Genomic DNA, 12,616 nt, shown 5'->3' on the forward strand with positions numbered 1-12,616 from the left:
TCAAACCCCATTTTCCTGACAATGAAGGACCTTTTCTACTGTGAAAATCTTATGGACTGGAATATCATGCCCTTCCACAGGGACTGCCTGACCTGTTTGGCAGTCAAACGCCAAAGACAGCGTCTCCCCCTTATAATCGGATAAGTAACGGTCATAATAGCCTCCGCCAAAGCCAATTCTGTACCCCTCGTTTGAAAATACCACTCCCGGTACAATTTGTAAGTCAATAGCATCTTTTTCAACCGCAACTGTTTTTTCCACAATCGGCTCTAAAAGGTTCATATAAACCGTTTCTACGTGCCGATACGATGTAATAAGCCGGAAATCCATCTCACGTGTTGCTTGTATGCACTTGGGCACCACAATACGCTTACCAGCTTGCCAGGCAGCTTCAATAAGCGGACGTGTATCTACTTCTGGGAAACGAGACAACGTTAGTCCAATCGTCTCAGCACTGCGGAATTCATCCGATAGGAGTACTCGATTCACGATGGCCATAGACATCCTACTATATTCTTCACGATCCATACTATTCAATAGATCTAGCACTTGATTCCTCACTACTTGTTTAGACATTTACATCCTCCTCAGTTTTCAAATGAAAAAACCAAAACCGGTGAAGGTTTTGGCCTGAGCGATTATTTCGTTTCACGGTGCAAAGTTTGTTTCTTTTCACGTGAGCAGTATTTTTTCATTTCAAGACGTTCCGGATTGTTACGCTTGTTTTTCTTTGAAATATAGTTGCGCTCACCGCATTCTGTGCAAGCAAGTGTAATATTTACGCGCATTATTGTCCCTCCCACTCATCAGGAATATAAAATTTATTATGAGCATGATTTATACGACTTATCAAGTGTATCATATAACTCGTATTTGTCTAGTGGAAAGATTGAAATTTCCTAAACGAGTCGTCTATGGTAAACTGATATCAAATTGACTCTTCAAAGGAGTGGTGAAATGGACATTCCGATAATCCTACTCATTATTGGACTTATAAGTATAATAGCTTCATTTTTCTTCGGTAATTTCTCCAACAAATACGCAGATGAATTGGAGAAGGTTTCCATTAGTCTTCATGAAGAAACTAGTGGGTTGAAAAAAAGAATAAGGGCCGTCGAAGAAGAACTAATGATCGGTGCTCCTCCGATGCCTTTAGGGAAAAAACGTAAAATAATTGCAAAAACAAAAGCCAAACCCGTTCACAATATCATTATCAATCAAATTCTGTCGCTTCATTCCCAAGGCTATTCCATCAATGAGATTGCCAAACGGTCTTCCCTATCAAACGAAGAGGTTATCACGGTATTGCAGTCGAAAGGCGTGGTGACATGATGCGGGAGGTGCTGCGCGCAATGGGAATTGGTTGTATCCTAGCTGGTGGGATCCTTTATTTCACCAATAATCGTGAGGAAGTTGTTAGCCCAGAAGTACAGCAATTACAAGACGAGGTCATTGAGCTGCAAAGCGAACTTGCTAAAACCAAAGAAGAGTTGGCAATCGCCCAAACCTCATCTTCCACGGAAAGAGACGTGCAAAAGGTAGAGGTAGAGGAGAAAATAGAGGAAGATAGCAACGAACCCAATCTAATCATTGAACGCGGTGCCAATTCCACTTTCGTCACTACATCATTAGAAAGCTTAGGCATTATTCAAGATGCCGCTGCGTTTGACGCCTACCTCATCGACAATGGCCTATCAGGCAAAATTCAGATTGGGGAATATTATCTCGATTCTTCAATGGATTACCAAACCATCGCCAAAAAAATTACAACAGTCAAATAAAAAAATAGGGAGACCACTTTTTCGTGGCTTCCCTATTTTTTTATTTACCAATTTCTTCAGGTGCCTGTTGAATGGACTGTGTCACAGTAGCCGTATTGTCTTTCGCTCGCTGCGCTTTTAGCTCAAAGTATTTGTCCACAGCTAGTTTGGTGACATCATTTTGTGCACCTGGTGGGGATGTCAATGTTGTAGTGATATGCGGAATGATATATGCATAAGCAATTTCCGGATTTTCGTAGGGAGCAAAACCAACATGCGATAGATTGATGGTGCTGCCATTACTATATGATTCCGCAGTACCCGTTTTCCCGGCGCCGTCATAATCTTTGCCAGCAAACATATTTCTCGCCGTCCCCTGCTCATACACATACTTCATCCCACGCTTCACCTGCTCAATCTCTGCATCTGTACTATTAATACGATTTAAAATCGTAATCTCTGTTTCCTGAATTAAAGGCCCGAAAATTTCACCATCTGCAGAAGGCTCACGAATTTCTTTTAATACTTTTGGTGCGATGCGGTATCCACCATTGGCAATCGTCGACACATACTGCGCAAGCTGGAGAGGTGTATACGTATCATACTGTCCGATAGAAAAGTCTAGTAATAATCCTGTCAATGTATCCTTTCCAGGAATCCCAGGCACCTCACCCGGCAAATCAATACCCGTCTTTGTTCCTAGACCAAATGAAGAAAACGATTGACGGAATCGATCGAATGCGGTTTTATCGATTCTCATTGATTCTCCAAATCTGTAATTCCCTTTCCCCATTGCAATGGCAATCCTAAACATATAAACGTTTGAAGATTTACCAATAGCTTCAATATCATTTACAGCGACTCTAGAATGTTGGTTGAAAAGTGACCTTTTATAAATTCCCCCGATTTTAAGCGGTTCATCTATTTTCACTTCTCCAATACGTGCTGCACCTTCCTGATAACCAGTGAGTAAAGTTGCCATCTTCACAGTCGATCCGGCTTCATAAGATGAGGTGAACGTACCATACGCATAATCTAGTATTTCGAATTTACCAGTTTCCTTATTTTTGACAACTTGTTTACCAACGAGCGATAGGATTTCTCCGTTATTTGGATTCATCATGACAAAGAATGCCCTATCTAATTCCTGCGCATTCGGACCTGCTTTCAATTTCAATAATTCTGCTGAGACCATATCTTCAATCGCTAGTTGTAGCTCGCTATCAATCGTCAGAACAAGATCCTTACCTGGTTCTCCTTCTTTAATTGTTTTCGTTTCTACAACACGACCACTACGGTCTTTGATGTTTTTCATAATGGTCTTTTGACCTTTCAATAGCTCTTCATAATATTGCTCAAAATAACTTTTTCCGACACGATCATTTCTTGCATAATCTCTGGCCAAGAAATAGTCCTTACGTGAATTAGGAATTCCTTCGATTGGAGTCGATGTTGTACCGAGAATGGCATTCGTCGATTTTTTTACGCGCTCCCAATCTGTCGTCGTATTGACGCCCTGTAGTTCTGGTTCTCCTAAACGTTCTGAGACTGCTGCGAACTCTTCTTTCGTTACATTACCACTTTTGACGATTTGTGGCGAATAAGCGTAACCAGACATCATTTCCCTGTAAATGGCAAGCACTTCGAGTTCATCGTCTGTAAAGGAGTTAATCTCTTCTTCTGTCACTCGCTCTCGCGTCAACTTGTTAATCGCACGCTGGACTTCTGTACGAGATAGTGTTGGCGATCCTTCTTCAATAGCTTTTTGCTCTTCCGTTGATACTTTCGCTTTTGCTTCCTCTGGATGTGTCAAAATCCAGAAGTCTCTTTTATCACCTATTGTCACTCTTTTGGTATCTTGCTCAATCAGGTCGGCTAGTACTTTAGCAATATTATGCATTTCATTTGCACTTGTTGAAGTCGTTTTCGTATACGTGATGGCATTTTGGGGTTCGTTATCCACCATAACCGTTCCTAAACGATCGAATATTCTACCTCTAGGTATGCTTGTATTGACAGTAATTTCTTCTGTCCGTTCAAGCGCGAGACTATAATCTTCACCTTTGACGATTTGTAAATAACCTAGCCGTAAAATAAGCATTGAAAAAAGGACGAAAATTGAAAAGAATAGGAAGTTCATGCGAAATGCAATATGTTTTCGTTGGCGTATTTTAGCTTGATCGGCTTTATGCACCTGCTTCTTCAAAAATATCTCCCCCTTCTTCAATCATGAATTATAACACCAAAAAAAGAAAAAGCACAGACCTTGACGTACGGGGTCTGTGCTTTGTTCCTTCAAAATGCTATTCGTTTCAATTATTTACCGAAACGTTTTGCAACTTCGTCCCAGTTTACTACGTTCCAGAATGCCGCAATGTAGTCAGGGCGACGGTTTTGGTAGTGTAGGTAATACGCGTGCTCCCAAACGTCAAGTCCAAGAAGTGGTGTATTGCCTTCCATGATTGGTGAATCTTGGTTTGGCGTTGACGTTACTTCCAACTCGCCATTGTTCAATGATAACCAAGCCCAGCCTGATCCAAAACGTGTAGCGCCCGCTTTTGCGAACTCTTCTTTAAATGCATCAAAGCTACCGAATTTTTTATCAATCGCTTCAGCAAGTGCGCCAGTTGGTTGTCCACCGCCATCAGCTGAAAGTTGCTCCCAGAATAATGAGTGGTTAGCGTGGCCTCCACCGTTATTACGGACAGCCGTACGTGCCGCTTCTGGAACAGCATCAAGGTTTGCAATCAATTCTTCAATTGACTTGCTAAGAAGCTCTTCGTTTCCAGCAAGTGCGTTATTCAAATTCGTTACATAAGCGTTATGGTGTTTAGTGTGGTGAATGTTCATCGTTTCTTTGTCAAAATGTGGTTCCAATGCATCGTATGCATAAGGAAGTTCAGGTAGTTGGTAAGCCATTGTCTATTCCTCCTAGTGAGTTTCAAAATTATCCTACATCTTCAACATTATCAAAATTGTAAAAAGCGTTCAAATATAATGTACTATTTGTGAACATTTATCGAACAAAGTAGACAAAGATGGCAATCATCACGACCATGACACAACCTTTTGTTACGACTGATGTTAGAAATCCAACGAGCGAACCTACACCAGTTTTGAATGCCTGCTTGACATCAGACCGAGAGACGATCAATTCTGCAATGACAGCTCCGAGAAACGGCCCTATCAAAATACCTGCGACAGGAATGACGAATGGACCGAGGAGCAAGCCAATTGTACTACCCCACATCCCAGCCTTCGAGCCGCCGAATTTCTTCACCCCTACTAGATTGGACAAAGTGTCCGCACCGAACAACAAAATAACGAATAACACTTGGATGATCCAGAAGAAGATATTCATCCCATCAAACGTATGAATCCATCCATAGAGGAGAAATCCACCTACTAGGAAAACCGCCGACGGAATGATTGGATACACAAGTCCAGCAAATGCGATGATGAACAGTACGATTGCAACAATCCAGCCTACCATTTCCATCGACTCATCCCCTTATCCTCTATTGCCTAAAATGGCTTCCGCGATATTCACAGCATGATCACCAATACGCTCTAAATTCGAGACGATATCGACAAACACCATGCCTGATTGCGCACTACAACGACCTTCATTCAGTCGTAAAATATGCGACTTTCTAAATCTGCGTTCCATTTTATCGATTAAGTCCTCTTGTTCAGCAACAGTTCTCGCCAATTCCATATCATTCAGATTGAGCGAGTCAACTGCTTTTTGAACCGTTTCAATAGTTAAAGTGAACATTTCTGTCAGCTCATCCATTGCATCCTCCGTTAATTTCACACGGTTAACATCTCGGAAGTCAATCAGTTCAATAATATTTTCAAAATGGTCCCCGATGCGTTCAATATCACGTACCGAGTCCATCAGCATAACATGGCGTGCTGATTCAAGCGGTGAAATACTAACAGAAGAAATTTCAATCAAATAATCGGTAATTTTGCGATCTAGATTATTGATAGCATCTTCAATCTGATAGGCCGTTTCCGCATGTTTTTTATTGCCTGTCTTCAAGTATTCGAAAGACTGCTGTAATCCCTGAACTCCAAATTCACCCATGCGAACAATTTCTTCTTTCGCTTGTCCAATTGCAACAGCTGGTGATTGATCGATGAAATGCCTGTCCAAATGCTTCGGTTTATATTCAATAGTTACATCTTCACCTGGAATTACTTTTGTTACCAACCAGGCCCACGCTCCGATAAGCGGGAACTGGATAATAGTATTGGCAATGTTGAAGGAACCGTGTGCAAATGCAATTTGCATCTTATTCTCAAGGGCCAGCACTCCTGATATCCATTCAACATAAGCCGTGAACGGAACGAGGAGCATCAAGAAGATAACTGTCCCCACAATATTGAAGAGCACATGCGTTGCTGCAGCTCGTTTTGCTGCAACTGACGCACCGATCGACGCGAGAACAGCTGTAATTGTCGTTCCGATATTATCTCCAAATAGAATCGGGAGAGCCCCATTCAAATCGACAAGGTTTTCAGCGTAAAGGCCCTGTAAAATCCCAACCGTCGCACTAGAACTTTGAACAATTAATGTGAAAACCGTTCCGACAACTACACCAAGCATCGGTTGGTCACTCATCGACACCATCATATCCGTGAAGGCTTCAAATTCCCGAAGTGGTTTCATCCCGTCACTCATCAATTCGAGTCCAAGGAATAGTCCACCGAAGCCAAATATAACTTCCCCAATATTTTTAACTTGATTTTTCCTAATGAAGAAAATAAGGAATGCTCCAACTGCCATGATTGGCAATGCATATGCTCCGACATCAAGCCCGATGATGAATGCCGTCACAGTTGTCCCAATATTGGCTCCCATTATAACACCAATTGCTTGGCGCAGCGTCATAAAGCCTGCACTGACAAGTCCAACTGTAATAACAGTCGTTCCAGAACTCGATTGAATAAGCACTGTCACGATAATACCAACGAGCACACCCATAAACGGGTTGGTCGTGAAGCGATCCAGAATTGTGCGAAGTCGATCACCTGCTGTTTTTTGTAAGCCATCACCCATATACTTTATTGCGAATAAGAATATCCCTAATCCGCCCAGAAACTGAAACAGCATTTCCTGCCAGTTTACCTCCATTACGCAGTCAACCTCCATCACTCTTTATGTAGAATAGCATCCTATTATGTTGACAACCTCGACGAATTGTAAATAGAAACGAGCAAAACTTTACATTCCCTTAACAATTACTTCACAAAATGTCATCATTCTGTCGAAATTACTAGCAACCACTCTTTGTCATGAAAATGGTAGACTAGTACTAGACGGAGGAGGTCGTTTTGTGAAGCTATACCAAATTTTTAAAGCATCCATCCATGAACCCAAAAAGTTAGCCGCTTTCCGTTTATTGAAAATCGGTAAAGTTTTTCGCTTCGTGTTCCTATTTGTAACATTATTTACAGTCATCTCTTTTATACGTTATGTTGTGGGTGATGCTGTGTTATTCGAAGCTTCGCCAGAACTGCTTGAACAAGGTCAATTGATTGGCGGGCTCATCTATCCGATTGCTTTCATCCTGCAACTAGTGATTAGCACTTTTTATATTTTCCTTCGCATTAGCATTTTCGCCTATATTGGCGTCGTTCTGCTGCGATTGATGAAAAGGCGTGGAGAGTACCGATTTATGTGGAATACAGCGGCTATCGCTATAACAGTCCCTATCCTTGTAACCATTGCACTTGATTTTTTCCCAGCTATGAGTGACTACAGTATGCTAATTACATCGCTCATTCATGTCGGCTACATTGCTGCCGCAGCTAAGTATTACCCAAAACTAGTGAAATGAATAATTCCCCCTTCTGAGCATATAGTTGAGGAAGGGGGAATTTCCATGAGAATACTACTACTTGCTGCGCTATTATTCATTGCCTTTCATGTCATCCGAATGGATCTCGTAGAAGGGACCATCTCGCTTGCTTCTTTTATGAATGATAGTGAGCCAGTGTCCTGTGAAAAACAGCTAGAACTAACTTCCATCCCTGTTATGACAGTTGATGGGGATACGATTGAAACGTTATTCGCACTCTATCCTGACCCGACTATGAGTTTTTTAGACAGATTGAATTCTTTTTATTCACTAAACCCACATCTTCAAAATCAACAGCTTGTTGCAGGCGAGAAAATCGACCTGCCATTGTCGCGTATCCCAACTGGCAATTGTATGGAATCCATCGGATAAGGGCTGTCCCTTGTCTTTTTGCTATGTTGATTGCTAAAATAGATATAGTTATAAGGTCTAGACAATTAAGGAGAGAAATAAATGAAACCAATGATAAACAGAGCAAACACACGTCAGGTCCGCGTCGGTAATTTGACCATCGGGGGCAGTGACGAGCTTTTCATCCAAAGTATGACAACAACAAAGACGCATGATGTCGAAGCGACTGTTGCAGAAATTCTGCGTTTAGAGGAAGCCGGATGCCAAATCGTCCGCGTTGCATGCCCAGACGAACGTGCTGCCTATTCAATTGGAGCTATCAAGGAAAAAATCAATATCCCACTCGTTGTCGATATTCATTTTGATTATAAGCTAGCATTGATTGCGATTGAACAAGGGGCAGATAAAATCCGTATTAACCCTGGGAATATCGGTAGACAGGCGAAAGTTGAAGCGGTTGTCAATGCAGCAAAAGCAAAAGGGATTCCGATTCGTATCGGTGTCAACGCAGGTTCGCTTGAGAAAAAGATTCTCGAAAAATACGGCTATCCAACGGCGGATGGTATGGTCGAAAGCGCGCTTCACCATATTAAAATATTAGAAGACCTTGATTTTCATGACATCATCGTGTCTCTAAAAGCATCTGATGTCAATTTGGCAGTCGAGGCCTATCAGAAAGCCGCAGCTGCCTTCGATTATCCATTACACTTAGGTATTACAGAATCCGGCACATTGTTTGCTGGATCGATTAAGAGTGCAGCAGGTCTCGGGACACTTCTGTCAGCTGGTATTGGTAACACAATGCGTGTTTCCCTGAGTGCAGACCCTGTTCAGGAAATTAAAGTAGCACGGGAATTATTAAAAATATTCGGTCTGTCCTCTAACGCGGCAACACTTATTTCTTGCCCAACATGTGGACGTATTGAAATTGACCTCATCGCAATCGCGAATGAAGTCGAAGAGTACATTTCACATATTAAAGCTCCACTTAAAGTTGCGGTGCTCGGTTGTGCAGTTAACGGTCCAGGCGAAGCGCGGGAAGCCGATATCGGTATCGCGGGAGCACGTGGCGAAGGTTTACTCTTTATGAAGGGTGAAATCGTTCGTAAAGTGCCTGAAGCAACGATGGTTGATGAACTGAAGATTGAAATTGATAAACTGGCGGAGGAATATTTTGAAAAGAAACGCCAGGAAGAATTACTGCTACAAGCAGGGAAAACGGAATGAGAAATATCCGTTTCGGCATCGACATCGATGGTACGGTGACATGCCCCACTTCCCTGTTGCCGCATATCAATGAACAATTTGGCTGTAGTCTTGTGCTGGATGATATTACGGAATATGACTTGACTGAAGCATTCCCAGTCGATAAAGATATCTTTTGGCAGTGGTATAAAGGCGCAGAAGCACATATTTACAGTACTTCTCCTGCACAAGCCTATGCAAAAAAAGTATTGGATGACTGGCATACACAGTTCGAACTGTATTACATTTCTGCCCGTGGTCCAGAAGTCCATGAGGCTACAGTGAATTGGTTCAACCGTGAAGAAATTCCGTACGACCATATCGAACTTGTTGGCAGTCATCATAAAATTGCCACGGCAAAAAAGTTTGGCGTCCATGCCTTTTTTGAAGATAAGCATGACAATGCCGTAGAAATTCATGAAACACTGAATATCCCTGTCATTCTATTCGATACACCGTATAATCGAGAGCCTATTCCCGAAGGTGTCATTCGCGTCAATAACTGGCAGGAAGCCAATGATCAGATTAAGAAATTGTTTCCGATTGAACAAGCTGTATTGAAATAAAAAAAACGGTGTAGCACTCTAGTTTTTAGAGTACTGCACCGTTTTTGCTGATTGGGCTCTTAATTTTAAGGAGTGAATAAACTATTAATCTATCAAGTCTAGGAGTACTGATTATATAATTTGCCCCCAAAAAGACTGAAACATCATTTCTAACACCGTATACAGTAGATTACTATTAACGATAGCTACTATATATTATGTTTTAGAGCGATTTTTTCAGTGAATTATCTTTTTGGATTTTAATCATCATTTATGATAATAAAATAGAGGATAATTAACAAATATGTAGAATACATAGTATTTTAGAATTCCTATTACACTTAATCCAATTATAGAGGATGCTGAAGAGGATGCTGAAGAGGATGCTGATGAACAAACTCTAACCGCTGCCCCTATCCATGGATACTTGGACTTTTGGGTAACAGTCTCTGGAATGGATGCTACCGCACATTGGGAGGTCACAATAATAAGTGGTCAAAAGATAACGGGTGTAAATCTCTCACTAGGTTGGAGTATAGGGGGTACTCAAACATTTCACGGCTTTAATTATCTTACTTACGGCGTTCCCACTTCAGTCTATGATACTGCTGACAATTCCTATATAATACCGGGTCAACACTCAGTCGTGATTGTCGGTTCAGTAGATACAACAAAGGGCACCGCTTATACTGTAGATCCAAAGACTTATTATTTCACTACTAGGTAACAAGCGTGTTGATTAACCACAAAAAGCCAATATAATACAAAAAGAAACACCCCTCTTGTAAAATGAAAGTACGAGCAATCAAATACAAGTGGGGGTGTCTCTTATGAACAAGAATACCATATTCCCGAATTTGATTCAAAAATTTGTTGCGCCGGAAGAGCTTGATTTATTGATAGAAGCCGTTGGATGTCATGGCATTGATTCAGTATCTTATTACCGCAGCGACATGCGAATGGAAAGGTTTCCAGTATTGTGCAGATGTTGGACCGAGTGTTGGTCTACCTGCTGTTAACTATTCGACATTATCTAAACAAGCGAGCCATCTCAATTTTGAATTGATGAAAAAGCTATTTGACCTTATCGTGTCAAAATGCAATCGGGAGACCCGCCGAGTCATCAAGATTCCAAATAAACTTTTAATCGTCGATTCTATCATAATTACAGTAGGAAAATCCCGTCTTCCATGAGCACTCTATCATGGCGAACGTTCAGGCATCAAGTTGCATGTCAGTTTCTCGCCAGAGACTGGGATGCCTGTACGTGTCGTTGAAAGTACAGAACTTAAACACGATGGACCTATGGGTGAAAAGTTGTTGGACTTACGTTTTGTACTTGTTGAAGATGTGCCTATTTTAAAATCAAGCGAATTGATGATGGTGTCGGCTGAAATAATTGCGGACATGTACAAGGCTCGCTGGAAAATCGAATCTTTTTTCCGCTGGATCAAGCAGCATCTTAATGTCCCCGTGATATTTGGTACAACGCCAAACGCCGTATACAATCAGCTTTTCACGGTACACATTGCTTATGTGCTACTCAAATGGCTTTATAAAAAAACAAAAAGTAAAAAGGTTTTTTATGCACTATCTTTCGCAGAATTTCATCTCAAACTAGTGCACGATGAGCTCCCGATTGATTGGAAATCAGAAATGACCGTTGTTTTAAATGAGTATTGTACTTTTTATAGGATAAGTCTGCATGATTCTGGATAATCAACACGCTTGACTAGGTAACTTATAATTGAATCGATTTCATAATTACCTATTTCAATTAAAAAGGTGAACAATTATTTGATTGTTCACTAATATGATTTCCTATTATCATTGGCGTCGACTACAGCAGGAACAGCGCGTGCTGAAGCCATGCCCGCGGAAAGCGTTCTCCTGAAGTGGGTATCAACCTTGTTCGGATTTTAAAGCTAATTGCTCTACTATGAAATTGATTCATTTAAGAAGAAAAGTTCTCTATGTAACTAACAAAGAGTAAGGATTCTCTCATTTAGAAGTTATGAAAGAAGGAGCTATTTTGGATTTATTTGAAGAAATATATACAAAAGATTATATTCAAAACCCTATCGTAAAATTTAATGAAAGGATTGAACGACCTAAAGTAGTATTCGAAGAATTAATAGTTGAACAATCTTTGAATCTGGAATTAACGTCTCTTGCACAATATTTTTTGGCACCCTTTTTATTAGTTGATTCAAATGGGGTCTTAGATCTCTCTGCCAAGGATAAATCTATTTATGATAGAATTGTCAGAGAAATTGCTCCACACTTTAATAAACCCATCAAAATAACATCCGAAAACCAGGTAATGTTAAGATTGCAAAATATAAAGGAAAGGTCTAAAATACATTTTTTGAGTCTATTAAAAAATCAAAGACTTAATGCTATTGTAAATGATATATACGGGAAAGATAGTTTAGGTTGGGGAGGAGAATTCCCAATAAAAGAATATAAAGTAAACCTTGAATTGGTCACTAAATCATTTGAACATGACATTTTAACAATGTGGAGCTTCTTTAACGATGCTTTTATCCTTAATAATGGGAACTTTGTATTAGTACCAAGTCAATGGGTATTTGATGAATCTTTTAAAGACAGGATAGCCGTTCGGGCTTTTGCGAGTGTATGCAATTCAATGACAATAACAGTGAATACTGAGAGTAATATGGTTTCATCTATTTTAGTTGATTGATTGAATTTATGTATTCCCTAGAAATAATTCAAGGTTTTAATACAAGAAATAAACATAAAAAATATACTCTGTGCAAAGGTAAACGGCAAATAAAGGCTGAAGTAGAAACCTTCAATTTTGATAAGCCTGTAGATAGTG

General features: G+C 40.5%; 13 protein-coding genes and 1 pseudogene. 8 read left to right on the top strand and 6 right to left on the bottom strand.

Translation table 11 applies throughout. The features are described from left to right. Window positions 1-576: a 5-formyltetrahydrofolate cyclo-ligase gene (locus N1I80_RS12635; protein ID WP_340738223.1), complete on the bottom strand. Its 576-nt coding sequence runs from the start codon at window positions 574-576 to the stop codon at window positions 1-3. A gap of 62 nt (window positions 577-638) precedes the next feature. Then, window positions 639-788 (bottom strand): 50S ribosomal protein L33, encoded by a 150-nt coding sequence (gene rpmG, locus N1I80_RS12640; protein WP_067403526.1) that lies wholly within the window; start codon window positions 786-788, stop codon window positions 639-641. Between the two features lie 169 nt (window positions 789-957). Between rpmG and N1I80_RS12645 the strand changes: the two genes are divergently transcribed. Further along, window positions 958-1,332 carry a helix-turn-helix domain-containing protein gene (locus N1I80_RS12645; protein WP_340738224.1) on the top strand — a complete coding sequence of 125 codons (375 nt, stop codon included), beginning with the start codon at window positions 958-960 and terminating at the stop codon, window positions 1,330-1,332. 20 nt (window positions 1,333-1,352) lie between these two features. Next, complete coding sequence (locus tag N1I80_RS12650) at window positions 1,353-1,781, top strand: hypothetical protein (RefSeq protein ID WP_340738225.1); 429 nt, start codon at window positions 1,353-1,355, stop codon at window positions 1,779-1,781. A 40-nt stretch (window positions 1,782-1,821) separates the two neighbouring features. On the opposite strand, the gene N1I80_RS12655 is transcribed toward N1I80_RS12650, so the two are convergent. The 4 genes from N1I80_RS12655 to N1I80_RS12670 form a co-directional block, all read right to left on the bottom strand. Next, window positions 1,822-3,966, bottom strand: a complete 2,145-nt coding sequence (locus N1I80_RS12655) for a peptidoglycan D,D-transpeptidase FtsI family protein (protein WP_340738226.1) — start codon at window positions 3,964-3,966, stop codon at window positions 1,822-1,824. A 110-nt stretch (window positions 3,967-4,076) separates the two neighbouring features. Continuing rightward, window positions 4,077-4,679 (bottom strand): superoxide dismutase, encoded by a 603-nt coding sequence (locus tag N1I80_RS12660; RefSeq protein WP_340738227.1) that lies wholly within the window; start codon window positions 4,677-4,679, stop codon window positions 4,077-4,079. A 97-nt stretch (window positions 4,680-4,776) separates the two neighbouring features. Beyond that, complete coding sequence (locus tag N1I80_RS12665; RefSeq protein ID WP_340738228.1) at window positions 4,777-5,259, bottom strand: DUF456 domain-containing protein; 483 nt, start codon at window positions 5,257-5,259, stop codon at window positions 4,777-4,779. Window positions 5,260-5,271: 12 nt separating this feature from the next. Next, window positions 5,272-6,903: a Na/Pi cotransporter family protein gene (locus tag N1I80_RS12670; protein ID WP_340738229.1), complete on the bottom strand. Its 1,632-nt coding sequence runs from the start codon at window positions 6,901-6,903 to the stop codon at window positions 5,272-5,274. 202 nt (window positions 6,904-7,105) lie between these two features. On the opposite strand from N1I80_RS12670, the gene N1I80_RS12675 reads away from it, so the two are divergent. From N1I80_RS12675 to N1I80_RS12700, 6 genes and pseudogenes are all read left to right on the top strand, one after another. Then, a complete protein-coding gene (locus N1I80_RS12675; protein WP_340738230.1) occupies window positions 7,106-7,609 on the top strand; it encodes a DUF1189 family protein in 504 nt (167 codons plus the stop codon). A 45-nt stretch (window positions 7,610-7,654) separates the two neighbouring features. Further along, window positions 7,655-8,002 carry a hypothetical protein gene (locus tag N1I80_RS12680; RefSeq protein ID WP_340738231.1) on the top strand — a complete coding sequence of 116 codons (348 nt, stop codon included), beginning with the start codon at window positions 7,655-7,657 and terminating at the stop codon, window positions 8,000-8,002. 81 nt (window positions 8,003-8,083) lie between these two features. Then, window positions 8,084-9,208 (top strand): flavodoxin-dependent (E)-4-hydroxy-3-methylbut-2-enyl-diphosphate synthase, encoded by a 1,125-nt coding sequence (gene ispG, locus N1I80_RS12685; protein ID WP_340738232.1) that lies wholly within the window; start codon window positions 8,084-8,086, stop codon window positions 9,206-9,208. Then, entirely contained in the window at window positions 9,205-9,792 is a 588-nt protein-coding gene (locus tag N1I80_RS12690; RefSeq protein ID WP_340738233.1) for a 5' nucleotidase, NT5C type, read from the top strand. The genes ispG and N1I80_RS12690 overlap by 4 nt, the downstream gene beginning before the upstream one ends. Window positions 9,793-10,601: 809 nt before the next feature. Further along, window positions 10,602-11,490 (top strand): annotated as a pseudogene (locus N1I80_RS12695) (transposase). 313 nt (window positions 11,491-11,803) lie between these two features. Next, window positions 11,804-12,478: a hypothetical protein gene (locus N1I80_RS12700; protein ID WP_340738234.1), complete on the top strand. Its 675-nt coding sequence runs from the start codon at window positions 11,804-11,806 to the stop codon at window positions 12,476-12,478. Window positions 12,479-12,616 lie beyond the last annotated feature (138 nt).

It is taken from the genome of Sporosarcina sp. FSL K6-3457, from assembly GCF_038007285.1.
Taxonomy (GTDB): Bacteria; Bacillota; Bacilli; order Bacillales_A; family Planococcaceae; genus Sporosarcina.